The sequence below is a fragment of the Polaromonas sp. genome (assembly GCF_012927485.1).
GTDB lineage: Bacteria > Pseudomonadota > Gammaproteobacteria > Burkholderiales > Burkholderiaceae_C > Polaromonas.
The window spans coordinates 73022-98371 of sequence record NZ_JABBPC010000020.1 but is presented as its reverse complement, the minus strand read 5'-3'; the positions used below and the strand labels follow the sequence as shown (position 1 = coordinate 98371).

Below are 25350 nucleotides of genomic sequence, written 5' to 3'. Positions count from 1 at the left end.
AACAGTCACCAAGGTTCTCAACGATTGAGGAAGTAATTATGAATTCTGACGCAAACTGGGCGCAAGCGGCCCAACGCATGCAAGAAACCTTCGGTGCGGGCTTGCAGCAAGCCATGGGATCTCTTGGAATGGCGGGACAACCCGTCGGATTTCCTCCAATGGAACTTCCCAAGCTGACCCAATTTAACCAGGCTCATCCACCGATCCGGTTCGATGCAGACAAACTTAAGGCCCTTCAGAACCGTTACATCGAAGACGCCACGGCTTTGTGGAATCAGGGACTTCAGGCCAGCGCAGCAGCACCGGCAATTTCTGACCGTCGATTTTCCGCTGAGGCCTGGAAGGTCAATCCGGTTTCGAAGTTTTCGGCCTCCGCTTACCTGTTGAACGCCCGCACCCTGATGGGCTTGGCCGACGCAGTTGAGGGCGATGACAAAACCCGAGCCCGTGTGCAATTTGCGGTAGAGCAGTGGATGGCGGCTTCAGCGCCGAGTAATTTTCTGGCGTTAAACGCCGAGGCCCAGCAAAAGGCCATTGACAGCAAGGGGGAAAGCATCGCCAAGGGGCTTGTTAACCTGATGCACGACATGAAACAGGGTCATGTGTCAATGACGGATGAGAGCCTATTTGAGGTAGGAAAAAACGTCGCTACTACCGAAGGTGCGGTGGTGTTTGAAAATGAATTTTTTCAGTTGCTGGAATACAAGCCCCTTGGGTCAGGGCCAGTGGTCAAAGTCTATGAAAGGCCTTTTTTACTCGTTCCGCCTTGCATCAACAAGTTCTACATCCTGGACCTGCAGCCCGAGAATTCCTTGATCCGCTATGCAGCAGCCCAAGGACACCGTACGTTCGTGGTGAGTTGGCGCAACCCGGATGAGTCCATGGCTGACAAGACCTGGGACGATTACATTGAGAACGCTGCGATCAAGGCGATTGCGGTCGTGCGAGAAATCACGGGTGCCGAAACCATCAACGCATTGGGTTTTTGCGTGGGGGGCACGATTTTGGGAACGGCCTTGTCGGTACTGGCAGCGCGCGGTGAAAAGCCCGTCGCGAGTGTCACCTTGCTGACGTCGCTGCTTGACTTTACCGACACCGGAATACTGGATATTTTTATTGACGAAACTTCCGTCAAATTCCGTGAGGAAGAGATGGGAAAGGGCGGTTTGCTGAAGGGTCGAGACCTCTCCTCCACCTTTAGCTTCTTACGCCCCAACGATCTGGTCTGGAATTATGTGGTCGGCAATTACCTGAAAGGCGAGACGCCACCGCCGTTCGATCTCCTCTACTGGAACAGCGATTCCACCAACCTGCCAGGACCGTTTTACGCCTGGTACCTGCGCAACACCTACTTCGAAAACAACTTGATCAAGCCCGGGAAAACAGTAGTCTGTGGCGAAAAGGTTGATTTGGGAAAGATTGATATTCCGGTCTATATCTACGGCTCGCGTGAAGACCACATCGTGCCGATTGGCGGCGCCTATGCGTCCACCCAGCAGTTGCCGGGAAAGAAGCGTTTTGTGATGGGGGCTTCGGGCCACATCGCCGGTGTGATCAACCCACCAGCTAAAAATAAACGCAGTTATTGGACCAACGACAAGCTGCCGCAAGGCAAGTTTCCCGCAGCGCACGCGGACTGGCTTAAAGGTGCGACAGAACACCCCGGCAGCTGGTGGACCGATTGGTCTGGCTGGCTCAAATCACACGCAGGCAAGCAAATTGCCGCCCCTAAAGGCTATGGCAGTCGTCACTACAAACCCATCGAGGCAGCACCCGGCCGTTACGTCAAGGTAAAAGCCTGAAGCGTTTTCAATGATTTATGGGGCTCAGGTATCGAAAAGGCCCTCGCAGACGTTCCCCCTTTGATACCTCCGGGAGAACGTTACAACAGGACGTCACGAAAAGCCGTGACAACAAGGAGACATTGTGGAAGACATCGTTATCGTTTCGGCCGGCCGCACCGCCGTTGGGAAATTTGGCGGCTCATTGGCGAAAATACCGGCGACTCAACTGGGTGCTGCTGTGATAAAGGCCGTGCTTGAGCGCTCTGGTCTGAACGCTGAGCAGATCGGCGAAGTCATCATGGGCCAGGTGCTTGCCGCAGGCGTCGGCCAAAACCCCGCCCGACAGACCGTGATCAAGGCGGGCTTCCCACATGGCATTCCAGGGTTGACGATCAATGCGGTTTGCGGCTCCGGGCTCAAGTCCGTCATGCTCGCGGCGCAGGCTGTGGCGACCGGAGACAGCGAAATTGTGATCGCCGGTGGGCAGGAAAACATGAGCGCCTCCCCTCACGTGTTGAACGGCTCGCGAGAAGGCCAGCGCATGGGCGACTGGAAGCTGGTCGACACCATGATCGTGGACGGCCTCTGGGATGTCTACAACCAGTACCACATGGGCATCACGGCAGAAAACGTCGCGAAGAAGTACGGTATTGACCGTGCAGCCCAAGACGCTCTGGCGTTGTCCAGCCAGACCAAGGCCGCTGCTGCGCAGGATGCGGGCAAGTTCAAAGACGAGATTATTCCTATTCATCTGCCGCAGAAAAAAGGTGATCCGGTGGTGTTTGCGGCCGACGAGTTCATCAACCGCAAAACCAGTGCGGAGGGTCTGGCTGGCCTGCGCCCGGCGTTTGACAAAGCCGGTAGCGTCACGGCAGGCAATGCGTCGGGCCTCAACGACGGCGCTGCCGCCGTTATGGTCATGACGGCTAAAAAAGCGGCGGCGCTCGGCCTCAAGCCTTTGGCGCGTATTGCCAGTTATGCCACCGCGGGGCTGGACCCCGCTTATATGGGCATGGGGCCGGTACCGGCTTCGACCAAAGCACTGGAACGCGCCGGCTGGAAAGCGCAGGACCTTGATTTGCTTGAAATCAACGAGGCGTTTGCTGCGCAGGCTTGCGCGGTGAATAGTGAAATGGGGTGGGATACCAGCAAGGTGAATGTCAATGGCGGCGCGATCGCTATCGGCCATCCGATCGGCGCGTCCGGTTGTCGCATCCTGGTGACGTTGCTGCACGAGATGGTGCGCCGTGATGCCAAGAAAGGCATTGCCAGCCTGTGCATTGGCGGCGGTATGGGGGTTGCCCTCACACTGGAACGCTAAATTTCAGATAGATTCATGGGGGAATAGCTATCTGCGCTCGTCCGTCGTGCGAAGGCAGCTATTGAATCAGTAGCAAAACGGGCTTCAAAAGAATTACCAAATCAAGGAGATAGCAATGACAACACGAGTAGCTTATGTAACCGGTGGTATGGGTGGCATTGGAACCGCGATTTGCCAGCGGCTGGCCAAAGACGGGTTCACCGTGGTGGCGGGCTGTGGTCCAACGCGGGACTTCAGCAAGTGGATCGATGAGCAGAAGGCCTTGGGTTATACATTCCACGCTTCGGTTGGAAATGTAGGTGATTGGAATTCAACGGTGGCGGCGTTCGACAAGGTGAAGGCAGAGTACGGTCCGGTCAGCGTGCTGGTCAACAACGCCGGCATCACGCGTGATGGCCAGTTTCGCAAAATGAACAAGGCTGACTGGGATGCCGTGATTTCGACCAATCTCGACAGTATGTTCAATGTGACCAAGCAGGTCATTGAAGGCATGATCGAAGCGGGCTTCGGGCGCATCATCAACATATCCTCGGTCAATGGTCAAAAGGGCCAGTTTGGACAGGTGAATTATTCCACTGCCAAGGCCGGACTGCACGGTTTCACCATGTCGTTGGCGCAGGAAGTTGCGAGTAAAGGCGTGACGGTAAACACGGTGAGCCCGGGCTATATCGGTACGGACATGGTCAAGGCTATTCGCCCCGACGTGCTCGAGAAAATCGTTTCGGGTGTTCCTGCCAAGCGGTTGGGCTTCCCGGAAGAAATCGCTTCCATTATTTCCTGGATTGCTTCCGAAGAAGGCGGCTATGCGACGGGTGCAGATTTTTCGCTCAACGGTGGCCTGCACATGGGTTGAGTGCCAGTAAATGAGTGCACGTTAGAGACTACGTGCAGCAGAAAGCCCGCTTCGGCGGGCTTTCTTTATAGCTGTGACTGTAAGCCCCAACTTATCACTCATCAACTTAACTGGTGCCATCACACGGACAAATGAAAAAACAAAAAAAATCCCGCGTATCGGATGGGCGGGATTTTCTACCGTGGCTGCTTGACAGCAATGGATGAGCGCGGTTTTCAAGCGCGCATGAGGTGGCGACCTTAGCCGGCCTTCCAAAAAATATAGTCAGCCTGGTAAGGCAGAGTCAGTTTGTCACCAATATCTGCTTGCGTGCAGGCCTTGCTCAGGTCTTGTCCACCCTTGGTTTTGATGCGCTGAATGTAGGTGACGTTTTGCAACTCACCAGCCGTCGGGCCGGGTGTACCCTTCGACAATTGGTAGGCCAAGTTGGTGGCGCCAGGGCGTGGTCCTGTAGCGACTTGCTCGCCCACCACACTGGAGCCATCCATGTGGGTCCAGGTAGCAGGGGGGCCGGAATATTTGATAACCTGTTTACCCGTTCGGTCGACCAGATCGGCCTCTGGACTCATCAATACCCAGCCGACGGAACCTGCGTTGGCTCTGCATTCGTACTTGAGCAGGCCGGTCGCGGTGGTTTCAAGCGTCACAACGTTTCCTGGCGGCACCTGAATTTGATCGTCCAGCCGGTCTTGGCTGTATTCCTTGGGGGGCCGTTTGACACCGGAACAGGCAGCCATCAAGGCGGCTGTACCGGTGATTATTGCGAGTGCGATTGCAGCGCTTTTGACGTACGCCCAGCGTGTGCTGTGTGTGCTTTTCATCGGTTCCTCCGGTTGGCCTTATAAACCCCAAGTACAAACGGAAACCAACTGCGAAACTGTAGGACGCGGCGCTAACTCCTTGACGGAGCGCTCCATCGGCCAACTCTAACGCCACCTCGTATCATTGCCCGAAGCGCGGACCGCCCAGCAGAAACTCATCTTCCTCTGGTGTGCTGATTCTTCCGAGGACCTCGTTTCGGTAGGGGAAACGACCGAAACGGGCAATGATGTCCCGGTGCTGGCGGGCAAAGTCAAGGTTGCCGTGTAGGCGCTGCTTCAGCATTTCGGGTGCATCTGCGACCAATTGGGCAAAGCGGGCGACGCATTCCTCTTGCAGCGACCGATCTTCGGCATGCATCAGCGGCATGTAGGTAAACACACGCCCGACCCAAGGCAACTGCAAGTCCTCTTGGCGGGCCAGCGTCTGCAGCACCAGCCGCTGGGCGCGCGCATCGCCCTCGAAGGCTTGCCCAGTTGCGCGGAACACATTGCGGGTAAATTGGTCCAACAGGATTACCAGCGCCAACTGGCTGTGCGGCTGGCGCTCCCAATTTTGCAGCGCGCCGCCCACTGCTTGCCGCACCTGTGCACCAAACTTCGTCTTGATCTCCTGGTCAAGGGCGGCGCCTCCGCCGAACCAGCGTTTTCCGAGGTCTTGCGTAGGCCAGCCTAGCGCCATACCGTCGCCGAGCCAGAAATCAAGAATATCGACAGGGGTCGTTTGCGTGTTGGTGTGCAGCGGACGTGGGTTTGGGTCTGGCTGGATCATGACGTGCCAAGCTTATCAGCGGTCTGAACGCATCTGCAACTCCCAAACACGCCTGCTGCGTCGTCAGCGCCGCAGCCAAGGCAGCAAGCGTTTTGCGGCGCAAGGCGAAGTGCTTCACGGTGGCAAGGGGTTTGATATACGGCTGGCGCACTGTATGCCTTCCACCGCCACACGCGGTACCGGGCCCAACCTTTTCTAACTAAATGCGGAGGCTGAAGAGTTTTACCGATACTGACTGGTGACTTCCAGTTTTCGTTGAAATCAGCAGGCACCAGGGCGGCCCACTTTGGGAAGGCACAGGCTTCAAGGGGATAATCAGCGCCAATTTAAGGAGCCAGCGTGGATATTGCACTGTTGATCAAAGCCGTCATCATGGGCATCGTTGAGGGATTGACCGAGTTTCTCCCCATTTCCTCGACTGGGCACCTGATCCTGGCGGGCGCGCTGTTGGGTTTTGATGATGACAAGGCCAAGGTGTTCGACATCGCCATCCAGACCGGCGCCATCTTTGCGGTCATTTTGGTGTACTGGCAAAAAATCCGTGCGACGCTAATTGCTTTGCCGACCGAGCAGCAAGCGCGGCAATTTTCGCTTAATGTGTTGGTGGCGTTTGTGCCGGCCGTTGTGTTGGGGTTGTTGTTTGGCAAGGCTATCAAGGCGCATCTGTTCACACCCGTGGTGGTAGCCAGCGCCTTCATCATTGGTGGCTTTATCATTTTGTGGGCGGAGAGACGCCAGCAGCGCAACCCGGCTGTCGCACGCATTCACACGGTCGAGGCCATGACGGCGATGGACGCGCTGAAGGTGGGATTGGCACAGTGTCTGGCCATGATCCCAGGCACGAGTCGCAGCGGCGCCACCATCATTGGCGGCATGTTGCTGGGTTTGTCACGCAAGGCGGCTACCGATTTCTCGTTCTATCTGGCGATTCCCACGCTCATCGGCGCCGGGGTTTACAGCCTGTACAAGGAACGCGCGCTGCTGTCCCTCGCTGACCTGCCGTTGTTCGGAATCGGGTTGCTGTTTTCTTTTGTCAGCGCATGGCTGTGTATTCGCTGGCTGCTGCGCTACATTGCCAGCCACAGCTTTGTGCCTTTCGCCTGGTACCGCATTGCGTTTGGTGTCTTAGTATTGGGCACGGCCTGGAGTGGCGTGGTGACCTGGGCACCCTGAACTGAATTGATCAACAGGCGCAGTCAGCCCGACAGGTTGAGTAGCGCCGCTTCAATCGCGGCCGCCGTCGCCATCGGCTTTTCCATCGGAAACAGGTGGCTGCCATCGAGCATCATGATGCGGCCTTTGGTGACTTTCTCGGTCATGGCCATGCCCGCGTGTTTCATCTCCGCCGACTGGCGTCCACCAATGAACGCAACGGAGCACTTGAGTGGGTGCTCCTTCAGCAGGCGCTCCAGGTTGTCGGGAATGGTGTTGTAGATGGCGGTTTCCACATCGCGATCAAAGCTCAGCAGGCGCTGGCCCGCGGCGTCGTGCGTGCCATGCTCGATGTAGTCCCGCAACACCTGCTCGTCCCATCGGGCAAAAATTTTCTTTGTACGAAAATGCGCCAGCACTTCATCACGGCCCAACCATTGCTGCCGGCGTTTTCGGCTGATGGCGCCGGGCGAGATGGAGCCCACCAGCTGCGCCCGCTTAGCCACGCTGAGCGCAGTCGCTCGCCAGCCGCCCAGAATCGGCGAGTCGATAAGTAGCACGCCCCGCACGGGTTGTCCACCGAGTACCGGGTGTTCGGCTGCGCACATCACGCTTAAAAAACCGCCCAGCGAATGGCCGACGAGAAAAGCCGGCTGGCCGGATTTCTCGACTTCCCGGCTGGTGAAGTCGGCGAGCTGTTGCACCAGATTCGGCCAGTTGCTGGTAACCGGGTAGTGCGGATCGTGGCCAAACTTCTCGATGGCCTTGACTTGAAAACCACGGGTCTTCAGACTTTGGAACAGCACCCCGTAGGTGCTGGCCGGAAAGCTATTGCCGTGGGAAAAAATGACGAGGGGTTTGGAAGAGAGGGAGGGCACAGGTGTTTGGTTGGTCGCAGCGCGCTGGCTACGGCTTTTGTCCAGGGATAAGGTAATTAAGGAAGTAAAAAGTTAAATCAGTTTCTCATGAGGCGTGCTGATTTTTTTGAGCGCTTCATGGCGCGTCGCGAGCACTTTGATTGGAATGTCGGTATGCGCGTCGTCCCACACCGGATCTTCAATGCTGTCGAATACCTCGCGGAGCTTTTGCCCCCAGCTGTTGTGCATCATCTGATAGTAAGGGTTGTTGTAGTCGATACAGACAATCTTGTCGCTTTTAAAGGTGTCCGCTTCATAGACTACCAGGTCCAGCGGCAGGCCGACCGATAGGTTGGATTTGATGGTCGAGTCCATGGACACCAGCACGCATTTGGCGGCTTCGGCCAACGGTGTTTCGGGTGTAAGTACACGGTCTAGCACGGGCTTGCCGTATTTGGATTCACCCACCTGGAAGTAAGGGGTCTCGTCGGTGGCCTCAATGAAGTTACCCGCAGAATAAACCTCAAACAGGCGCATGCCCTCACCGCGAATTTGTCCACCCAAAACCAGCGAAACATTGAAATCCACATCGGATCTTCTCAATGCCTCGGCGTCGCGTGCATAAATGCGGCGAATGGCGGAACCCAGCACGCGAGCGGCGTCAAACATGCTTTTGGCATTCCAGATGGTAATCGGATCACCGCCTTCAGGGTCCTTGAGTTGTTCAACTTGCAAAATCTCGCGGACCGATTGCGAGATTGACAGGTTGCCAGCTGAAAGCAGCACCATGAAGCGGTCGCCCGGCTTTTCATACACGATCATCTTCCGGAAGGTGCCGATGTTGTCCAGGCCCGCGTTGGTTCGGGAGTCTGACAAAAACACCAAGCCCGCATTAAGTTTGGCTGCAACGCAATAAGTCATAAAGGAATTCTGGAATTTTGGGAACGGGTTCAGGCGGAAGTTGACAGCTTTTTTAACTGATAAATCGCATCCAGTGCTTCACGGGGACTCAGCGTATCAGGGTCTATGGTACCCAATGCCTTGTCCACGGCGCTCTGCTCGGGTCCGGCGGTTTCCGGCGGCGCGGCAAACAGGTCCACTTGAGCACGCGATTCGTTTTGCTGGGTTTCCAACGCATTCAGCGCATGTTTGGCATGGTTGACGACTGCGGCGGGCACGCCGGCCAACCTGGCAACCGCGATGCCGTAGCTCTTGCTGGCGGGGCCGGGTTCGATGTGGTGCAAAAAAACTATGTCGGCGCCCGATTCGACCGCGCTGACGTGCACATTGATCGCCCCATGATGCTGGGCCGGAAATTCAGTCAACTCAAAGTAGTGGGTAGCAAACAGAGTAAAGGCCTGCGCTTTGTTGTGCAGGTACGCAGCGATACCTCCGGCCAGCGCCAAGCCATCGAAGGTGGACGTGCCGCGCCCGATTTCGTCCATCAGCACCAGCGAATGTGGCGTCGCGGCGTGCAATATTTGCGCCGCTTCCAGCATTTCCAACATAAAGGTAGACTGCGCGTTGGCCACATCATCGGCCGCGCCTATGCGGGTGTGGATGGCGTCAATCGGCCCCAGTTGGCAGCGGGTGGCGGGCACATAAGACCCCACACTGGCGAGCAGCACGATGAGCGCGATCTGGCGCATGTAGGTTGACTTGCCCCCCATGTTAGGGCCCGTGATTATCTGCATGCGGCTCTTGCCGGTGAGGCTGCAGTCGTTGGCAATGAAGGCGCCGCCGGTGGTCTCGGCCAGCCGCGCTTCCACCACCGGGTGGCGGCCCTGCGCGATGTCAATACATGGCTCCCTGACAAACACAGGTGCGCACCAGTTCAGCGTTAGCGAGCGCTCGGCCAGCGCGCAGAGCGCATCAAGCGAGGCAATGGCGCGGGCCACGCGGCTCAACGCAGGAATGAAGGTTTGCAACTGGTCGAGCAGCTGCTCGTACAGCCATTTTTCACGCCCCAGCGCCCGTTCCTGCGCTGACAGGGCTTTGTCTTCAAAGGCCTTGAGCTCGGGCGTGATGTAGCGCTCTGCATTTTTTAGAGTCTGGCGTCGGCGATAGTCGTCAGGCACCTTGTCCAGTTGGCCCTGTGTGACTTCAATATAAAAGCCATGCACTTTATTGAACTGCACTTTCAGGTTGGCAATGCCGGTGCGGGCTTTTTCGCGGCCTTCCAGATCGAGCAAAAATTCATCGCAATTTGTCTGAATGGAACGCAACTCATCCAGCTCAGCGTCGCAGCCGTGGTTTATCACACCGCCGTCACGAATCAGGGCAGCCGGCTCGTCGAGCAGATAACGCTTAAGCAGTTCGGCGCAGCCGAGCGGGGGCTGCAGGTCTTCAAAAATGGTGGTTAAAAGGCTAGATGCCAATGCATCCATAGGCGGAAAGTGTTCTATTTTTTCCAGGGTTAATTGCAGTGCCACCAACTCGCGGGGTCGAACTTGGCGCAGCGCGATCCGGGCGGTAATGCGTTCGACATCGCTGCAGCCTTTTAATCGGGTGCGTAAGGTTTGCTGTGAGCCTTGGCGCAGCTGTGCAATGGCCTCCAGTCGTGCAGCGGCCTGCGCGCGGTCCCGACGCGGGTTCAGTAGCCAGCTTTTCAGCGCCCGGCTGCCCATGCCGGTGGTGCAGGTGTCGAGCAGTGAAAACAGTGTGGGCGAGTCTTCACCGCGCAGTGTTTGCGTGAGTTCCAGGTTGCGCCGAGTGGTGGACGGCAGCTCAATCAGCTCGCCCGTGCGCACTACCTGCAGACCTTGTACATGCGGCAGCGCACGGCCCTGGGTGTGTTCAGCATAGCCTAACAAAGCCGATGCGGCGGCATGCGCTTCGCTCAAACTTTCCGCGTTCCATGTTGCCAGCGAGGCTACCTTGAGTTGGGTCAGCAGGCGGCGTGCGCCCAATGCCGCATCGAAGTGCCAGGCAGCACGGGCGCTGGTGGCGCAGCGCTGCGCTTTTAGACGCTGCTCAAAGGTGGCCGTGACATCAACGTTGTACAACAGCTCGCTGGGTGCGATGCGGGCCAGCCAGGTTTCGAGTTCATTATTAGCGCATTGGGCCAAATGGATCTCACCCTGCGTGACGCTCAGCCAAGCGAGCCCGCAGGTGTTGCGGGCGCCTTGGTGCACCGCCAACAATAGGGATTCAGTTTTGTCATTAAGCAGTTCGGTGTCCGTTAGCGTGCCCGGGGTGACTACCCGCATCACCTTGCGCTCCACTGGCCCCTTAGCGGTCGCGACGTCGCCCACCTGCTCGCAAATGGCCACCGACTCACCGAGCTTGATGAGTTTAGCCAGATAGCCTTCAAGCGAATGAAAAGGTACACCTGCCATCACCACAGGCTTGCCAGCCGACTGGCCGCGTTGAGTCAGCGTGATGTCAAGCAGTCGGGCAGCTTTCTCGGCATCGGCAAAGAAGACCTCATAGAAATCGCCCATGCGGTAGAACACCAGCGTATCGGGGTACTCCGCCTTGATCGCAAAGTACTGCTGCATCATGGGGGTATGGTTAGCCAAGGCTGTCTCGCTGGGAGCTGGTGAAAAATTCTCTTTTGACATCAATGGCTTATGTGATCGTCAAAAAGTCACAACCTCGATACTTGGTGAGGACGTTGATCTGCTCAATGTGTGACTTTTTGATTTAATCGAATTACAAAAATTGTTTGTTGATAGGCACTTACGGAATTTTGACATTGTCGGACATCTGGCGACGAGGATTGATTCTCAAAAATGGATTGAAATGGGACTTTGGGGGAACTACTCAGAGTTAGAGGGACAACTTTTCAAATAGTCCTCTTTTTGGCTTCTACGATCCCCAAGACTTTTTTTCAATGAGTTGCGGATGGGTTAAAGATGCGCTTCCCCAAAAACCGGGGTGATTCAAGTCCCCACCCTCAACCCCGTCTGCTCACACGACCTTGTAGGCCGCAAAACGTGCATCCAGTTCGGTCCCAAAAGCATGGTTTGAAAAGTTGCTTAGAACCTTCACTGCGATGGCCAACACGATGTAGAGGATGTGCTTCTCCTGGTAGCCTGCGTCCAGGAATGCGGTCACCATGTCCTGGTCGGGGCGACCATTGGTTCGGACCATTTCTTGGGTCAACGCGTAAAGCGCAGCGAGTTTGGCGTCGGGAATGGGTTGTCCCTGACGTATGGCGCTGAGAACCGGAGCCGGGACGCCGGAAACCTTGTCAGCGATCATGCTGTGGGCGGCGGCGCAATAAGTGCATCCATTGGCTTGGCTCACGGCGAGAAACACTACTTCTTGCTCGGCTGGGGTGAAGCCAGACTCGCCACGGAAAAGGCCATAGCCGTGCAAGTAGGTGTTTAGCACTGCGGGCGCGTTGACCATGTTGGCGTACATGTTGGGGATAAAGCCTAGTTGCTTTAGGGCGCCATCCAGCAGTTGCTTTTGTTGGCCTTCTGCGGTGGCGTGGGCGACGGGGGTGAGAGTCTTGAGGTATGACATGAAAAGGTCCTTGGATGATGGAGTGAGATGCGTTGATTGCCGGCTCAACTGAGCCGGCAATCAACACAACTTCATCTTAGGAAATTCAGTGTCAATAAAGTTGGTTAATCGTCTCAGACCGTTGGCCCAACGTCCACAAGGGGTCGCTCGGCGGTGTTGATCACTGCGATTCAGATTGCTCGCGCAACCAACCTGAAGGGGAAACCCCCAATTTTCGAACAAATGCGCGGTGAAGCGCGCTTGAACTGCCGTACCCCACGTCCAAAGCTACCGTCTTGGCGGGCACGCCTCGGGCCAGAAGACGTTGGGCCAGCATGATGCGCCAGGATGCCAAATAGTCCGCTGGCGGCCTTCCGATAACGGCGCGGAAATAGTCAGCAAAACGCGCGCGGGACATGCCTGCTTCGGCTGCCATGGCAGGCAGGTCCCAGCCGTACGCGGGTTGTCGGTGAATCGCCTCCAAGGCTTTGGCGAGCTTGGGATCGGAGAGCCCCGCAAGCGCACCGCCAGCGGCGATGCCCTGATCCAAACAATGACGCAGCATTTTGATCATCAAAACTTCGCAAAGCCGGTCTAGCAAGGCCTGTCTCCCGCTTCGGTCGCCGAAGGCCTCGTCGAACATCAGCCCCAGGATCTCGTGGATTCCAGCCATCTGATCGAACTCGATCAGGACGGCGTCGGGAAGTGAGTCGGAGATCGGATTGCGGCCGCCACCTCCCAGCAGCACCGTCGCGCAGACAACATTGGCCCCCTCTCTCTCATCGGCTACCAGCCGGTGGGTTTCCGGTCGCGGCAAAAAAACCAGCGTCGGTCGATCCATCACGATGGCGGCTTTTCCAAGCTCAGTGAGCTGAACGGGACCGTTTTTGACCAGGTGCAAATGCCCGCGCCTTTCATCGCGCTCAAAGTCATGAAGGCCGCAGATGTTTCCGGTGTAGAAGACGCCCGCCCGCAAGGAAAATTGGGTCAGCAAATGGTCTAACGGTCCTGGCATTTAGTCTGGTCCTTGATGCGCGCCACCTTGGTTGATCAAGTTCAAGACATTTCCGATCACCAGCGAGATTCGCAATGCATTCGGGGCAATGTGCCGAGAGCAGGCCGCGCGCCATAAGTCTCTCATGTGCCCCCTGCGCACGGAAAGCCGCAATGCTGGTCTGCTTGCATCGGCGGACACTTTGCCGAGCCGTAGCTGCAAAAGACGCAACAGTCGCCTGGCAATGGACGAATCAAAACATGGCAGGCCTCGCATTCGCAGAAAAACAGGCAGGCGTCCATGGGCATTTCAAGCTCGGTGGCATGGCCACATTCGGGGCACGTCAAAGTCGAGTGCGTTTGGATTTCGTTGCCACCGGTGGAGGAAGTTGTCATCTCGTTTTAAGCCTATTCGATCAGTGCTCAATTGGACGCTTCTTGTCCGAAGCGTTAGAGCCGAGCATGTATTCGCGCACCAGCTCGCGGGCCCGGTGCAAGCGGCTTTTAACAGCGCCGGGCGGCTCGCCAAGACGCTTGGAAATCTCGGCGATGGTGAGTTCTTCGAAGTCGCGCAGCAGTACCACTTCAAGGTAGTGGGCAGGCAGCGATTCGAGGGCTGCGGCCAAGTCGATGCGCAGATCGTTGTCGCTTTTGCTTGCGATCTGATGCTCTGCCAAATCCTCATCCAGCGGATCGTGCCGGAACATGGCCCTTTCCAGCTTGCGGCATTCGCGCTTGATGACGGTGAAAAGCCATGAAGAGAAGGCCGCGGCGGCCTTGAGCCCATGAACTTTGCGGGAGATCACCAAGAGCGACTCCTGGACGGCGTCGTCCACGTCGCTGACTTGGCAATGCCGGCGGGCGTAGCGTCGCGCGTCCGATTGACAAACAACCAGCAAGCGTCCAATGGCAGCGGGATCGCCCGTTTGCGCGGCGAATATCAGATTGTCTCGTTCAGGCCCGCTGACTGTCATGGCTTAGGCTCCTTTGTCGAGTTTACGGCCCACCATTGCACACATGGGGCAAAAGCCAAACAGGCCGCTCATGGATAGCATGGCGCCCACAACGCCTACGCCGATGGCCAGTGCCGAACCACCCCAATTTGTGGCCGCGAAACCCAGAGCCATCAGGCCCATGACGATGCGAAGAACGCGCTCCCAGGACGGGATATTTTTGACGTAAAACATAGTAATCTCCTTTGATCCGTTGGTGTGTGAGGACAACCCTCGGTAACTAAGAGGGGAGATAACACCGAAACAGTTCGCGGGAGTTGAAATAGACATGGTCAGGGCTGGAAAGGCGCCAAATTGCCGTCAAGGATGAAGATGGGATCGGTGGGGCTAGCCGATTTGATGTGCAGGGTCCCGGCACCTTTGAGGCCCTTGAAGCTCCCTGTGCCGGAAACGACTTCCCAGAATCCGTTGTCGTTGAGTTCAGGCTTGCCATTCTTGCCCGGCAGAAAGATCGCGCGCACGGTCCACTTGATATAGGCCACGTTTCCTTCGCCTTTGGTGGCGACCAGATAGCCCGACGGGTCGCCCGATACGCCGGGGATGATGTCGTGGCGGCCGAATTCGACGATGGAGGCTTCATTAAGAAGACCTGTCCCAGTCGCCGTGCCTTCGCGGCGTACCATCAGGACAAAGTGTCCCGAGCCATCTTTGAAGTCGAGCTTGATTTGCTCTTTGGGGACCATGGTGGCCTGCACGTTGAGCGGTTCGGCCATTGCGGTGCCGCCAAAGGCGAGCGTGGCTGCCACAACTGTGGCGGAGGCAAGTCGCAGGATGCTGGAATTTTTAATGTGCATGGAGATGTCGATTCGGGGTGGTGTACAGATATAACGACTAGAAGCGAGTTGTCAATTTCGTGAGCCAGGCAGGCGAGTGATCCACCAGCCAAGTCTCGATCGGTTTGTCCGCCCCCGAGAGGATCATGACGGCCAAGGCGATCATGATCGTGCCAAGAATCATCTTGCCGGTCTTGCCCGCTTGCACAAGTTTGCCGCGCATCTTCATCATGGCACCGCGAGAGACGTAGGCCAAGGCTACCACCGGCAAGGCCGCGCCCAAGCCGAAAATGCCCATGAGCAATGCAACCTGCGGCAGGTGGGAGCCCTGGCTCGCCAAAACGACTGCAGCGCCCAATGTGGGGCCCACGCAGGGGCTCCACACGATGCCTAAAACGAGGCCGATGGCGAATTGCCCCCACAGGCCGTCCAAGCGCATGCGCGAGATCAGATTGTTTCCGGCATCGCCGAGGCTGGAGGTCGCCGAGGCGAAGCGTTGCTGCAAGCTGCCCGAGATCAGCACCAGGCCCAGCAGTCCCAGGATGACGGCTCCGACATTTCGGAATATTGAGGCGTCGATATCCAGAGCCGACCCGGCCCACGCCAGAGTCGTGCCGATGACTGCATAGGAAATGGCGAGGCCTCCCGCCAAAGCCAAGGGCGCCCTAGGGTGGGCGTTGGTCGCCGACCCAAGCAGGATGGGGATGATGGGCAGCACGCACGGCGAGAGCGTCGAAAGCAGCCCCGCCAGAAACCCAAAGCTGTAGGCGCCCAGTCCAAATTCCATTAGTTGGCCGACTTTTTGATCAAGCTTTCAAGTCCTTCCTGTGAGGTGTCGCCAACGGAGCGGCCGACTTCCTTAACGCCCTTGAAGGCCACAAGCGTGCTTTGCATGGTCACCTTGAACTTTTTCAACGTGGGCTTGTTGGCGTCGAAGTCGATGGTCATGAGCGTCACGTCCTTGTAGGCCGGCCGCTTCATGAGTCCGTCGATGATGGGCTTTTGTTCCTTGCAGGTCGGGCACCACGTTGCGCTGATATCGAGGACGACGGATTTGCCGGAAGACGTGAGAGTGTCGAAGTCCTTTTGGTTGAAAGGCTTGATCTCTCCTGCCATCGCCAAGGACATTAGCGAGGACAGGGCGATCAGAACGGTGGTTTTTACGAAATTCATGAGGAGACTCCTAAAAGTGGGTGGGCGTTAGTGGGATGGTTTGAAAGACTTTTGTTGAACTTGGAGGTAAGCCACGAGACCGGCGAGCTCCTTGGAATCCCAAGCCAGGGGCTTGGCGGCCATGGGCATGACCATGCAGCCTTGGATCATTTCGTCCAGATAAACCGTTTTGCGTCCAAATTGCTCCTTGGCCATCGCCACGGTATGCGGATAGGGTTTGGCGAAACTGGCTTGGAAGGCGCCATGGTTGGCGTGGCAGGTCGCGCATGACATGCCGTTGGTGGACAGCTTGACGTCGTTGAAGAGCTTTTCTCCGAGCCTGGCGTCCCCGGCTATAGGCTTGTATCCCGCGGGCCGGGTGATTAGAGCTCCCGCGTCGTCGGCCGCGAAGGCGGCGGGGGCGGCAACGAAAAGGGCAATAAGCAAAGCTAGGGTGGTTTTAGGCATGGCGGTCCTTGGTTTTGGGCGATTCCTCGACTAAGAGGTGGCGAGTCGTCAAAACGGTTCGCAGAAAGCCAACTATTTTCATGGGGCGCGTCGGGCGGCGATTTCTTACACCCGAGGTCGTAAAGAAATATTTACGTCTTCGCGAACCCAATCCATGAAACGGCCCCTCTTAGCTCTCGAGGACGCCAGCAGCGCCTCATATCCAAACACCATCAAGGAAACCCCATGAAGACATCTTTAAAGTTCGCCACTCTCGCGGCTCTGACGGCTGCAACCTTGTCGTTGCCCGCCGCTGCTCAAGATATGAAAGATCCTGTGAAGTGCCAGTCCAAGGCCGGCATGTCAAAGTGCGGGGCGAAATGCAACGTAAAAGCTGGCGCCAAGAAGCACATGAAAAGTCCTAAGTGCGGAGCAAACAAAGCAATGAAGGACGCCAAATGCGCTCCCAAATGCGCTCCCAAATGCGCTCCCAAATGTGGCGCAAAATGCGCGGTCAAAAACTGATCAGAGTGTCGTGAAACGGGATGGCGAAACAGGCATCGAGCGTCTCCACGCGCGCCGCAAGTCTGCGTCTGCTTGAAATCTATGCGGATCTGGCGCAGCGCAGGGAGCATCTCCTTGGAAGCCTGTTGGCTGGGCAGCCGCCCAAGCAATGGGCGCATTATCCGGAAGACGATGCGATCGACTCAGAGAGTGGCTTTCAGTGGTTCTATCACTCTCATGCACCCGAGGATCGGACGGGTTCTGGCGAGCACGGGCACATCCACCTGTTCGCGCGGAGAAGGCTCTGGTCCCGCAGCCTGCGCTCGGCGAGGGAAATCCAGTTCGCCAAACTCTTAGGCGATCCAGCGGGCGACTTCAATACTAGACACTTGCTGGGCATTGGCTTTGATGCCAAGGGCCTGCCCACCAGCCTATTCACGGTCAATAGTTGGGTGACGGGTGATTTGATGCTTTCGGCCCAAACCACCGCAGATTTGCTTGGCCAGCTGACCGTATCCACCGACAACGCTGATGTTGATGCCGTGGTGGAATCGCTCGTCCGCCTCTACCGAAAAGAAATCCAAGCCTTGCTGGATGCTCGCGACGCGTGTCTTTTTGGCTTTCAGAGTTGCAAGGTTCTGGCCGACGAATCGCTTGAGATCTTGTCTGAGCTTGAAATCAATGTCGATGAAAAATCAGCCTCCGAGCTGTAAGGCGGGGGCGATATGGCGAGCGGCGAGGGCGCCCTCATGTGTCGTCAAGTTCTCACACGAGGGTTGGGGAGCAGAGGGGGACTTGGGAAGTAACTTATGGGTGAATCTTGACGATTCATGCGCCTTTGAGAGTAAGGCGCGAGCAGTGCTGCGCCCAGGGGGGTGCTTCGATGGCTGTTTAATTTCTCTTTGCGAGCTGACCGGATTTTCGTTATCTATCACCAAAGTAAACCTTTTGTTTGACAACCCTCAGTACCGACTGGACTGTCTCGCATGCCAGCCGCCAAATCGGAGACAACGCAGCCCAGATACGGTTGGTCTGAGTTCAAGAACGGCTAGATAATTTCAGGGAGCTGAAACGCTGGAGTCAGTGCAAACGGGGCGGCTCATCGGTCCGTCGCGTCCAGTGCCTGAAATCGTGATTGGCAGATACACGTTTTACAACAAACGATAGGTCCCTTTATTTCCTTCTCGCACCGCGCCCCCTGCAACCAACCTGCGCAGAGCCAGCCCGACCGAGCCCACCGGAATTCCCGCCATCTTGGCAATTGTGGCTTGGGTCAACGATTTCCAGCTACGCCGATCCAGCACGCTCTTCAGATAGCCCAACACCTTTTCATCGTTATGGCTCAGACGTTGCGGCTGACCCGATTTGACGTTCTGGCGCTTCAGCAGGCTCGACGCTGTCGGCTTGACAATTGCATCTTCTGCGCCTTCGTTGCTTTTAACCGCGCGCGGCCTGGCATGTCCTCCATGGTTTGGCAAGGCGACCAGGATCGGACTTTCTGGCGTCATTAGTTCAGCGGCAGAGATATAGAGAACCTTCAGCTGCTCTTCCATGGCCTGCAGTTCGTGGGACAGCCGTGCCGCAGAACGCAGCTTTGTGTAGGCCAGATCGTTTTCGGGACTGAACGGTTGGCTCGCCACATAGGCGACCACCCGCTCTGCATTGGTCTGGACTGCATCCGCCACAGCCTGGCGAGCTGCATGAAGCCCCTGGCCTGCTTGCTGAATGGACAAAAGAGCCGCTGGGGATAGGGACATGAAATCTCCTGAGAATGCAAATGCGATTGTTGGCACAACAACAACGCGGTGGTTGAGAAAAAAATCTAGATTAGGTTCAGTAACTGAGCTGGCCCCCATTTACACAGCGCTGTAAGCCACAAGGTATGGGTTTTCTTGACCCTGATGTTGTGCGGCAACCCGATATTTTGCGGACGCCAAAGAGAGACAAGTCGCCAAGGCATTGATGCTACATCATCTGGCATTGGCGTCGAAGAGGTCAGTCGGGGTCTTACTTTGGCTGACCACAAGTGGCCGTTATCGGTCTTGTCTTACATCGCATCGCGGATGAAAACACTACCGTGCATTGACGCCTGATGAATAAACTAAACAGTAACTTGTAGCTGCTCTTTCTGGCGGTCGGGCTATAAAAAATTAGCGCTATTAGTGACGATGAATCCAGTAATAATCACGCCGCTTGGAGCAGTATTCTCATCCGCGGCGCACTCCAATAGGTGAGATGGTTTATCTGCAAATCCCCTGCTGGACTGATAGGGTCCATTGATTCAGCAGGCATTTGATATGACGGGCATTTTAAAAGGACCTTGTTTCATGAGTTATCCCATGCTGGTTAAAGCGCAACTCCACGCAACCTTGCGTACATTGGCCCTGACGGTTGAAGAAACTGGCCCTGGCGAATTTCGCTGGCGAATTCTTGAAGGTCACGGCAGTCCTCCGGTGTTTGAGTCGGTTTCCGGGGCTGACCTGAATTTTGCGGCCTACGACAACGCACTGGCTACCGGCTACGGCGAGTTGCAGCGCATGATTGGACACAACCTCCAGTATGGTCCCCGCAAGGGGATGGGCTATGAATCAGACGCCATTGCCGACCCTGTCGCGCCCGGGTTCAACGCGGCTGCGGCCAACGATACGCGAAAGAACCGGGTTATCCTTGGCAGCGGCATCAAGCCGGAAAGGGCGCCTGCATGAAGCCCGACCCGGAGTCCGATTACGCCCAGTTGCGATGTCTGCTGGAGGACTTACTGGCGAGACCGGTCAAGGATTTTCCAAGGATTGACCACATCATCGACCAGCTTGCGCACCTTCAGCTGGCCATCAAAGATGAGCATGGCTACAAAGGCAACAACCCCAATGAATAGGTGTGAGAGTGGTTTTCTAATTGCTTGCTATTGGGCAGTGGTCCGAAGTGATTTTCACAGGGACCGCGCTTCGGTCTAATTGGTTGAGTAGCCAATCCAAAAGCCTAACAATTGTTGTCGTAATTTTGCGGCGGTTTGAAAGCATGACGTCATTCAGACTGCTTGCCCGATGACTTGATTAGCCAGCAGCAACGCGTAGCATTTTGTGACCTCGCTTGTCTTACGCCACAGTGGGTAGCAAGCCGGCGCAACCCGCTAACTCAAGCTGACCACAACTAGATCAGACTGACGTTCATTCTGGTGTGCAGTGGAGCGGCAAACATTGGTTGACATCCCCTTTCGTTGCGGCTGTCCTCCGAACAGGCTGGGTGCGACTTGGCCGGAGCCTTGCTCGGGAACGAGCGCTGAATGCCGATCAGGTGCCCGCCCGGGGTTGGGGATGATAGCGGCCCCAAGCCCGTTCAAGTCACCCCGCAGGCGCAATCGCAAGCTGGACCATTTTGTACAAAAGCATTCCCGCCGCCACCACCAGATAGCCGCGCAAGACTGCCATCCACAACCGATTGAGCAAGCTCAGCTGGGCCGGTGGCAACTCACTTGTAGGGGGCATGCGCCAGGTCGAACGCAGGGCGGGATCAATCTCCTGGGTTTGCACCGCAGTGATGCCCCGCAGACGCTCATAAATCTTCACGCCAACCGTGACAAGCACCGTCGCCAGCACGCCGCCACCCAATATCGCCAGGATCTGCGTTTCGGTAATGTTCGGGAAAAGGACCGAGGCCGTCAGGATGATGGACAGCATCACCAGTGCTGCGACGATAGCGCCCGAAAAATAGTTGACTTTGCGTGAGTTGACCCAGGGCCCCAGCACCGCTTTGTCATTGCACAGCAACAGCAGGAAAACGGTGGCACTCGGCAGCAGCACGCCGGCCAGTGTCTGAACCAGATTGGTCAGCAGGCCCAACGGCGCACCCGGGGTCAGCACCAATGCGGCTGCCAACACGATCAAGCAGAAGTAAACCGCATAAAAGCCCTTGGCTTCAGTCGGCTTGCGGTGCAGGGAGTGGCGCATCGACAGCACATCGCCCAGGGCGTACGCGGTCGATAGCGATACGGCCGAAGCGCCGATGATGCTCGCGTCAATCAATGCGATGGCAAAAAAGACGCCTGGCATCCGCCCGAAATACTTTTCTATCCCCGAGGCGACGGCCCCCGCATCGGCAAAGTTACCGAATTCAGGCTTTCCGCTAAAGGCGGCGGCACTGAAGGCCATCATCGCGACCGCCCCAATAATCACTATCACAATGCCGAGCCAGAGATCGGCGCGTTGGTAGCGGATGAAGCGCGGAGTAATCCGCTTGTCGATGACGTAGCTTTGCTGGAAGAACAACTGCCAGGGTGCGATAGTGGTGCCCACAATCGCGATGATGAGCAGCATCACCTCACTCAACTTCCCGCCTATGGGCATCTGCGGGATGAAAAAATCATGCGCCATTTGCGTCACGGGCGGATGAATCATGATGAACACGGGCAGCACGAACAAGCTGCCGAGTACCAGCAGCATGGAAAAGCGTTCAAAGCGGCGGAAGTTGCCGGTACTGGCTACGCCCATGATGATGAGCGCTGAAATGGCGATACCCCAGAACTTGGACACGCCCAGGTAGTCCAGGCCGAGGCTGATGCCGATGAACTCGGTCACGATCGTCAAGGCGTTGAGGATAAACAAATCGATAACGCTGAAGGCTCCCCAAAATTTGCCAAAGCGCTCGAAAATCAAACGTGCGTGGCCCACGCCCGTGACGGCGCCCAGACGCAAGACCATTTCCTGGTTGATATACAGCACCGGCACCAACATCAAGAGGGTCCATAGCAGCGTGGTGCCGTAATTCTGTCCGGCTTGGGTGTACGTGCCGAAAGCACCGGCATCGTTGTCGCCGACCATGACGATCAACCCGGGGCCGAGGATCGCCAGCAGGGTGGTAAAGCGGCTCTTCCAGGTGCGCCGGGGTGCGACATCGCCGCGCCGGATCGACCCAAAGGCGCCGTGAATATCGCCAAGATGCGCTTCGTCTAACACGGCGCTCACCGGCTCGACGGGCAATCTGTCGGCCGTAGTGGTTGAAGATGACATCTTTTTCTCCTAATTAGATTCCGGAATCTGCCGCAACGCGCTGCACGTCGCAAGCTCGAAATCCGTGTTGTAGGCCGGTTGGAGGTACGCAGGCACTCCCGTAACAAAGTAGTCTTGCCTGTCCTCTCAATCGGCCTCTCGGCATTGAGCTTCTTAACGTGGCCGGAAGCCGGCCAGTAGTCCGTAGGCGCCCGGAAAGGGCCTCTGATTCTTGTCGCCTTGCGTGGTGCGAACCACCGTGCGCGTCGCTTCGCGGGAAGTCCAGCCCAAAGGCCACTGTTTGACTGTGGTGGGAACTTGGCCGGCACCGAGCCGGCTGTTGAGGGTTTTGAAGATCATTTTGAGCACTCCTAAGTTCGACATACAGCCTCAGGCTGAAGCCAACGTCAACGGAAATGCCAGATGGTCCAAATCAAGGATGACCGTTCAACTGGTCAAACCAAAATCTGTACATTGCAGTTCGTTTGCGGCTCGCCAAAGCGAAGCGCAAATCACCGCAGTCCGGCGAACAATAGGAAGGAGGTCAAACATTCGCCCGAGGGGCGAGGAAACTGCTTTGATTGACGCACCGTCCCGCTTTGCAGCGAGACGGCGGTATGAGAATAGACTCGTGCCGCGGATCCCGCTAATTACTTGCTAGGTCTACTAGGGCAACTGTCCATGGTGGGTAAAACCCGGTTGTTAAGATGTCGCGAATTATGCATGGGGTCACAAGCGATGTCAACCGCCCTTGTGCTAAATTTGTTTGTCGGCACCTTGGTCGTACTGCAGTCGATCAGACAATCTTGCAAGGCACAACCACGTCTCGGTCGACAGCGAAAACCGCGCACAACCGATGAAAGCCGTCGGCCACGATCAATTTACGGGCGCTTTTTTCTCTGACCAGCAAAAGCGGCGAGAGCGGCGTGCCTTGCTCTATCTCACAATGACATTCCTATCGCTATTGAGAAGGAATAGGGGAAATAGGGGAAATAGGGGGAATATGTGCTTTGCTCTTTTCCAGCATCTCGGTAACCTGCTTCCCCAGAAATTTAAGGGTTTCGAGCTGCTGAGATTCCAGCTTTTTGGGCCTTGAGTCCAATACGCACAAATTTCCCAACACCTGTCGCGTCGAAGTAACCAAGGGTGCGCCAACATAAAACCGAATGCCAAGGGGGCCCGTGACAAGCGCATTATTGGCAAAACGAGGATCTTTCGCCGCATCTTCAACGACAAAAACGCGGTCGCAAAATTGCATGGCCCATTCGCAGAACGAAGCTTGCTTGGGAATCTCGGTTATCTCCAGACCCACGCGGGTTTTGAACCACATGGAGTCACCATTTTGCAGAGAAATGAGTGCAATGTTTGCATCAAAAAGATCAGCGGCTGCGCAAGTCAGGTCGAGGTAGGCTTGTTCGTCTTTAAAGGACTCCGCTAAAGCCAATGACAATTGTTTAAGTTTTGTAACTTGCGAGTTTGTTCGTGTGTTAGGCATTGAGCAACTCCAGCAGAACTAACAAGGGGTGCCCGTTCAGACGGTCGCTGGTGGCAGCAGCCAATAAAGTCTGTGTGGCATTCCTCGCTGGGCTACCGCAAACGACAGGCTCCGCAACGTCTATCCTTGTGTGCTTGAATCTCTGGATCATGTCTATTGAGTCCTCAGGGGATGCCCAGGTTTTGCTTTACTGTATTTTTTTCCTCGCACCGCGAGCTTCACCGCTATCGCCGCAGATTCCAGAACGCTACTTAGTATTCCAGTTTCTGCAGATTACGTGCATTCGCTAAGTTGCTCTGTGCGCTAGGCAACACAGCGGCTTCAATCAATTGTTTGACCCTACCCGCAGCAGAACCGGGGAACGGGTAGGTAATCCGCACAACAAGAAGAAAGAAAGAGTTTCTGGTGGACCGTGGAATCTGAAATGGCGGTGAACTTTCGGTCGATGCGCGTTAGCCGGCCTGGCACAGGTAGATGCCTCAGAACAGCCCACAAGCCGTCAATTCGTCTTAAATCCCCAAGCCTCGCAGTAAAATCTCGGACTTAAAGCCTGAAATACACCATAACAAAGCCATAAGCTGATGCTGTACTTTTGCGGCAGGCGCGCCCCAACGAAGGACACGTAATGACCGATCAGAGTTCCCCAACCGCCTTGGCGCCCGCCGCGCTGACTGAATACGATGTAGTGGTGATTGGCGGTGGCCCGGCGGGTTCTACGGCGGGAGCACTGCTGGCGCAACAGGGTCACAAGGTCGTAGTGCTTGAAAAAGACCATCACCCGCGATTTCACATCGGCGAGTCGCTCTTGCCGGCCAACTTGCCACTGCTGGAAAAACTGGGAGTGGCAGATGCCGTCAAGGCTATCGGCATGGAGAAATGGGGTGCCGAATTTGTCTCGCCATGGCATACCAGCAAAAGCCAAACCTACAAGTTCAGCGATGCCTGGGATAAATCCATGCCGTTTTCCTACCAGGTACGGCGGTCAGAGTTCGACGAAATCCTGATCCGCAATGCCACCAGGCTGGGGGCTGAAGTGATTGAAGGGTGCAGAGTCAAGAAGGTGGCTTTTGAGCCTGACCACAGCGGCGCCATCGTTCATGCCCAGCACGAGGATGGCAGCAGCCAGCAGCTGCGCGCCCGCTTTGTTGTGGATGCGTCGGGGCGCGACACCTTGTTAGGCAAGCAGTTCGACGTCAAGCGCCGTAACGCCAAGCACAACAGCTCGGCACTTTACGCGCACTTCACGGGCGTCACCCGGCATGCGGGCCAGGACGCGGGGAACATCACGATCTTCTGGTTCGATCACGGCTGGTTCTGGCTGATCCCGCTGGTTGACGGCGCCACCAGCATCGGTGCCGTGGTCTGGCCCTATTATTTAAAGAGCCGGTCTAAACCGATCAAGGACTTTTTCGCCGACACGATGGCGATGTGCCCGGCCTTGATCGAGAGGCTTACCCATGCAAGGCAGTCCTCCGAGGTCGAGGTGACGGCCAATTTTGCATATGCCTGCGATCATACGCACGGACCCAACTATCTGCTGATTGGCGATGCCTTCGGCTTCATCGATCCGGTGTTTTCATCCGGCGTCATGCTGGCCATGCAGGGCGGCTTTGTCGGCGCGGAGACAGTAAATACCTGCCTGCGCGAACCCGCCAAAGCCGCCTCGGCGCTGGCGCATTTTGACCGCCAGGTGCGGCTCGGACCCAAGGAGTTTTCGTGGTTTATTTATCGGCTGACGGACCCGGCCATGCGTGACATGTTCATGGGGCCGAGCAATGTATGGCGTGTAAAGGAAGCGCTGTTGTCGATGCTGGCCGGTGATATTTTTGGAAAAACACCGATCTGGCGATCAATCACAGCGCTCAAGGGGATTTTTTACATGGCATCAGCTTTGAATTTCAAACGTTCATGGCGGGCCATGCGGCAACGCAAGGTCAACATTCACGTCGTCGAGGACGCTGAGCCGGCCGCACGCTAAC

The 25350-nt window shown here is 56.4% G+C and carries 27 protein-coding genes; 9 read left to right on the top strand and 18 right to left on the bottom strand.

The features are described from left to right. Positions 1–38: 38 nt before the first annotated feature. The 3 genes from phaC to phbB all read left to right on the top strand — a co-directional run bounded on the left by phaC (position 39) and on the right by phbB (position 3958). Positions 39–1802, top strand: coding sequence for a class I poly(R)-hydroxyalkanoic acid synthase (gene phaC, locus HHJ16_RS08535; protein ID WP_293642173.1), 1764 nt, complete (start codon positions 39–41; stop codon positions 1800–1802). A 124-nt stretch (positions 1803–1926) separates the two neighbouring features. Further along, positions 1927–3105 (top strand): acetyl-CoA C-acetyltransferase, encoded by a 1179-nt coding sequence (locus HHJ16_RS08530; protein ID WP_293642172.1) that lies wholly within the window; start codon positions 1927–1929, stop codon positions 3103–3105. Positions 3106–3220: 115 nt separating this feature from the next. Further along, complete coding sequence (phbB, locus tag HHJ16_RS08525; protein ID WP_293642171.1) at positions 3221–3958, top strand: acetoacetyl-CoA reductase; 738 nt, start codon at positions 3221–3223, stop codon at positions 3956–3958. A 239-nt stretch (positions 3959–4197) separates the two neighbouring features. Here phbB and HHJ16_RS08520 read toward each other — a convergent pair whose 3' ends face one another. Next, positions 4198–4779 (bottom strand): DUF3455 domain-containing protein, encoded by a 582-nt coding sequence (locus HHJ16_RS08520; protein WP_293642170.1) that lies wholly within the window; start codon positions 4777–4779, stop codon positions 4198–4200. A 121-nt stretch (positions 4780–4900) separates the two neighbouring features. Next, positions 4901–5548: a DUF924 family protein gene (locus HHJ16_RS08515; protein ID WP_293642169.1), complete on the bottom strand. Its 648-nt coding sequence runs from the start codon at positions 5546–5548 to the stop codon at positions 4901–4903. Between HHJ16_RS08515 and HHJ16_RS08510 the strand changes: the two genes are divergently transcribed. Both HHJ16_RS08510 and HHJ16_RS08505 read left to right on the top strand, forming a co-directional pair. Further along, positions 5547–5747 (top strand): hypothetical protein, encoded by a 201-nt coding sequence (locus HHJ16_RS08510; protein WP_293642168.1) that lies wholly within the window; start codon positions 5547–5549, stop codon positions 5745–5747. The two genes, HHJ16_RS08515 and HHJ16_RS08510, sit on opposite strands and share 2 nt — an antisense overlap. Before the next feature lie 140 nt (positions 5748–5887). Further along, a complete protein-coding gene (locus tag HHJ16_RS08505; protein WP_293642167.1) occupies positions 5888–6721 on the top strand; it encodes an undecaprenyl-diphosphate phosphatase in 834 nt (277 codons plus the stop codon). 23 nt (positions 6722–6744) lie between these two features. Here the strand turns inward: HHJ16_RS08505 and HHJ16_RS08500 are convergent, their stop codons facing one another. The 12 genes from HHJ16_RS08500 to HHJ16_RS08445 form a co-directional block, all read right to left on the bottom strand. Then, positions 6745–7578: an alpha/beta hydrolase gene (locus tag HHJ16_RS08500; protein WP_293642166.1), complete on the bottom strand. Its 834-nt coding sequence runs from the start codon at positions 7576–7578 to the stop codon at positions 6745–6747. A gap of 72 nt (positions 7579–7650) precedes the next feature. After that, complete coding sequence (locus HHJ16_RS08495; protein ID WP_293642165.1) at positions 7651–8478, bottom strand: proteasome-type protease; 828 nt, start codon at positions 8476–8478, stop codon at positions 7651–7653. Between the two features lie 29 nt (positions 8479–8507). Then, on the bottom strand, positions 8508–11120 hold the full coding sequence (gene mutS / locus HHJ16_RS08490; protein ID WP_293642164.1) for a DNA mismatch repair protein MutS: 2613 nt from the start codon (positions 11118–11120) through the stop codon (positions 8508–8510). A gap of 349 nt (positions 11121–11469) precedes the next feature. Then, positions 11470–12030, bottom strand: coding sequence for a carboxymuconolactone decarboxylase family protein (locus tag HHJ16_RS08485; RefSeq protein WP_293642163.1), 561 nt, complete (start codon positions 12028–12030; stop codon positions 11470–11472). A 160-nt stretch (positions 12031–12190) separates the two neighbouring features. Then, a complete protein-coding gene (locus HHJ16_RS08480) occupies positions 12191–13024 on the bottom strand; it encodes an AraC family transcriptional regulator (protein WP_293642162.1) in 834 nt (277 codons plus the stop codon). A gap of 122 nt (positions 13025–13146) precedes the next feature. Then, the gene (locus HHJ16_RS08475) at positions 13147–13398 is read right to left on the bottom strand and encodes a GDCCVxC domain-containing (seleno)protein (protein ID WP_293642161.1); all 252 of its coding nucleotides are present in this window, start codon (positions 13396–13398) and stop codon (positions 13147–13149) included. A 20-nt stretch (positions 13399–13418) separates the two neighbouring features. Continuing rightward, positions 13419–13976 carry an RNA polymerase sigma factor gene (locus HHJ16_RS08470; protein ID WP_293642160.1) on the bottom strand — a complete coding sequence of 186 codons (558 nt, stop codon included), beginning with the start codon at positions 13974–13976 and terminating at the stop codon, positions 13419–13421. 3 nt (positions 13977–13979) lie between these two features. Next, the gene (locus tag HHJ16_RS08465; protein WP_293642159.1) at positions 13980–14189 is read right to left on the bottom strand and encodes a DUF2892 domain-containing protein; all 210 of its coding nucleotides are present in this window, start codon (positions 14187–14189) and stop codon (positions 13980–13982) included. Between the two features lie 98 nt (positions 14190–14287). After that, positions 14288–14809 (bottom strand): hypothetical protein, encoded by a 522-nt coding sequence (locus HHJ16_RS08460; RefSeq protein ID WP_293642158.1) that lies wholly within the window; start codon positions 14807–14809, stop codon positions 14288–14290. A 37-nt stretch (positions 14810–14846) separates the two neighbouring features. Further along, complete coding sequence (locus HHJ16_RS08455; RefSeq protein ID WP_293642157.1) at positions 14847–15575, bottom strand: cytochrome c biogenesis CcdA family protein; 729 nt, start codon at positions 15573–15575, stop codon at positions 14847–14849. Further along, positions 15575–15961, bottom strand: a complete 387-nt coding sequence (locus tag HHJ16_RS08450; RefSeq protein ID WP_293642156.1) for a thioredoxin family protein — start codon at positions 15959–15961, stop codon at positions 15575–15577. Before HHJ16_RS08450 ends, HHJ16_RS08455 begins: the two co-directional genes overlap by 1 nt. 27 nt (positions 15962–15988) lie before the next feature. Continuing rightward, a complete protein-coding gene (locus HHJ16_RS08445; protein WP_293642155.1) occupies positions 15989–16408 on the bottom strand; it encodes a cytochrome c peroxidase in 420 nt (139 codons plus the stop codon). Between the two features lie 524 nt (positions 16409–16932). Here HHJ16_RS08445 and HHJ16_RS08440 point away from each other — a divergent pair. After that, positions 16933–17604, top strand: a complete 672-nt coding sequence (locus tag HHJ16_RS08440; RefSeq protein WP_293642154.1) for a hypothetical protein — start codon at positions 16933–16935, stop codon at positions 17602–17604. A 438-nt stretch (positions 17605–18042) separates the two neighbouring features. Here the strand turns inward: HHJ16_RS08440 and HHJ16_RS08435 are convergent, their stop codons facing one another. Continuing rightward, entirely contained in the window at positions 18043–18648 is a 606-nt protein-coding gene (locus HHJ16_RS08435) for a hypothetical protein (RefSeq protein ID WP_293642153.1), read from the bottom strand. A gap of 570 nt (positions 18649–19218) precedes the next feature. Here HHJ16_RS08435 and HHJ16_RS08430 point away from each other — a divergent pair. Both HHJ16_RS08430 and HHJ16_RS08425 read left to right on the top strand, forming a co-directional pair. Continuing rightward, positions 19219–19596: a hypothetical protein gene (locus HHJ16_RS08430; RefSeq protein ID WP_293642152.1), complete on the top strand. Its 378-nt coding sequence runs from the start codon at positions 19219–19221 to the stop codon at positions 19594–19596. Continuing rightward, positions 19593–19766, top strand: a complete 174-nt coding sequence (locus tag HHJ16_RS08425; protein WP_293642151.1) for a hypothetical protein — start codon at positions 19593–19595, stop codon at positions 19764–19766. Before HHJ16_RS08430 ends, HHJ16_RS08425 begins: the two co-directional genes overlap by 4 nt. A 466-nt stretch (positions 19767–20232) precedes the next feature. On the opposite strand, the gene HHJ16_RS08420 is transcribed toward HHJ16_RS08425, so the two are convergent. The 3 genes from HHJ16_RS08420 to HHJ16_RS08410 all read right to left on the bottom strand — a co-directional run bounded on the left by HHJ16_RS08420 (position 20233) and on the right by HHJ16_RS08410 (position 23371). Continuing rightward, a complete protein-coding gene (locus HHJ16_RS08420; protein WP_293642150.1) occupies positions 20233–21897 on the bottom strand; it encodes an NRAMP family divalent metal transporter in 1665 nt (554 codons plus the stop codon). Between the two features lie 153 nt (positions 21898–22050). After that, entirely contained in the window at positions 22051–22236 is a 186-nt protein-coding gene (locus HHJ16_RS08415; RefSeq protein WP_293642149.1) for a hypothetical protein, read from the bottom strand. Between the two features lie 601 nt (positions 22237–22837). Beyond that, positions 22838–23371 carry a GAF domain-containing protein gene (locus tag HHJ16_RS08410; protein WP_293642148.1) on the bottom strand — a complete coding sequence of 178 codons (534 nt, stop codon included), beginning with the start codon at positions 23369–23371 and terminating at the stop codon, positions 22838–22840. Positions 23372–23996: 625 nt separating this feature from the next. Between HHJ16_RS08410 and HHJ16_RS08405 the strand changes: the two genes are divergently transcribed. Continuing rightward, positions 23997–25349 carry an NAD(P)/FAD-dependent oxidoreductase gene (locus HHJ16_RS08405; RefSeq protein ID WP_293642147.1) on the top strand — a complete coding sequence of 451 codons (1353 nt, stop codon included), beginning with the start codon at positions 23997–23999 and terminating at the stop codon, positions 25347–25349. Position 25350: the final 1 nt, after the last annotated feature.

Coding starts and splice junctions, on each gene's coding strand:
- HHJ16_RS08455 (WP_293642157.1), bottom strand. CDS start 15,575: ATGGAATTTGGACTGGGCGCCTACAGCTTTGGGTTTCTGGCGGGGCTG.
- HHJ16_RS08430 (WP_293642152.1), top strand. CDS start 19,219: ATGAGTTATCCCATGCTGGTTAAAGCGCAACTCCACGCAACCTTGCGT.
- mutS (WP_293642164.1), bottom strand. CDS start 11,120: ATGTCAAAAGAGAATTTTTCACCAGCTCCCAGCGAGACAGCCTTGGCT.
- HHJ16_RS08470 (WP_293642160.1), bottom strand. CDS start 13,976: ATGACAGTCAGCGGGCCTGAACGAGACAATCTGATATTCGCCGCGCAA.
- HHJ16_RS08415 (WP_293642149.1), bottom strand. CDS start 22,236: ATGATCTTCAAAACCCTCAACAGCCGGCTCGGTGCCGGCCAAGTTCCC.
- HHJ16_RS08425 (WP_293642151.1), top strand. CDS start 19,593: ATGAAGCCCGACCCGGAGTCCGATTACGCCCAGTTGCGATGTCTGCTG.
- HHJ16_RS08485 (WP_293642163.1), bottom strand. CDS start 12,030: ATGTCATACCTCAAGACTCTCACCCCCGTCGCCCACGCCACCGCAGAA.
- HHJ16_RS08410 (WP_293642148.1), bottom strand. CDS start 23,371: ATGCCTAACACACGAACAAACTCGCAAGTTACAAAACTTAAACAATTG.
- HHJ16_RS08515 (WP_293642169.1), bottom strand. CDS start 5,548: ATGATCCAGCCAGACCCAAACCCACGTCCGCTGCACACCAACACGCAA.
- HHJ16_RS08520 (WP_293642170.1), bottom strand. CDS start 4,779: ATGAAAAGCACACACAGCACACGCTGGGCGTACGTCAAAAGCGCTGCA.
- HHJ16_RS08510 (WP_293642168.1), top strand. CDS start 5,547: ATGACGTGCCAAGCTTATCAGCGGTCTGAACGCATCTGCAACTCCCAA.
- HHJ16_RS08465 (WP_293642159.1), bottom strand. CDS start 14,189: ATGTTTTACGTCAAAAATATCCCGTCCTGGGAGCGCGTTCTTCGCATC.
- HHJ16_RS08450 (WP_293642156.1), bottom strand. CDS start 15,961: ATGAATTTCGTAAAAACCACCGTTCTGATCGCCCTGTCCTCGCTAATG.
- HHJ16_RS08495 (WP_293642165.1), bottom strand. CDS start 8,478: ATGACTTATTGCGTTGCAGCCAAACTTAATGCGGGCTTGGTGTTTTTG.
- HHJ16_RS08435 (WP_293642153.1), bottom strand. CDS start 18,648: ATGTCCCTATCCCCAGCGGCTCTTTTGTCCATTCAGCAAGCAGGCCAG.
- HHJ16_RS08420 (WP_293642150.1), bottom strand. CDS start 21,897: ATGTCATCTTCAACCACTACGGCCGACAGATTGCCCGTCGAGCCGGTG.
- HHJ16_RS08405 (WP_293642147.1), top strand. CDS start 23,997: ATGACCGATCAGAGTTCCCCAACCGCCTTGGCGCCCGCCGCGCTGACT.
- phaC (WP_293642173.1), top strand. CDS start 39: ATGAATTCTGACGCAAACTGGGCGCAAGCGGCCCAACGCATGCAAGAA.
- HHJ16_RS08445 (WP_293642155.1), bottom strand. CDS start 16,408: ATGCCTAAAACCACCCTAGCTTTGCTTATTGCCCTTTTCGTTGCCGCC.
- HHJ16_RS08440 (WP_293642154.1), top strand. CDS start 16,933: ATGGCGAAACAGGCATCGAGCGTCTCCACGCGCGCCGCAAGTCTGCGT.
- HHJ16_RS08475 (WP_293642161.1), bottom strand. CDS start 13,398: ATGACAACTTCCTCCACCGGTGGCAACGAAATCCAAACGCACTCGACT.
- HHJ16_RS08480 (WP_293642162.1), bottom strand. CDS start 13,024: ATGCCAGGACCGTTAGACCATTTGCTGACCCAATTTTCCTTGCGGGCG.
- HHJ16_RS08460 (WP_293642158.1), bottom strand. CDS start 14,809: ATGCACATTAAAAATTCCAGCATCCTGCGACTTGCCTCCGCCACAGTT.
- phbB (WP_293642171.1), top strand. CDS start 3,221: ATGACAACACGAGTAGCTTATGTAACCGGTGGTATGGGTGGCATTGGA.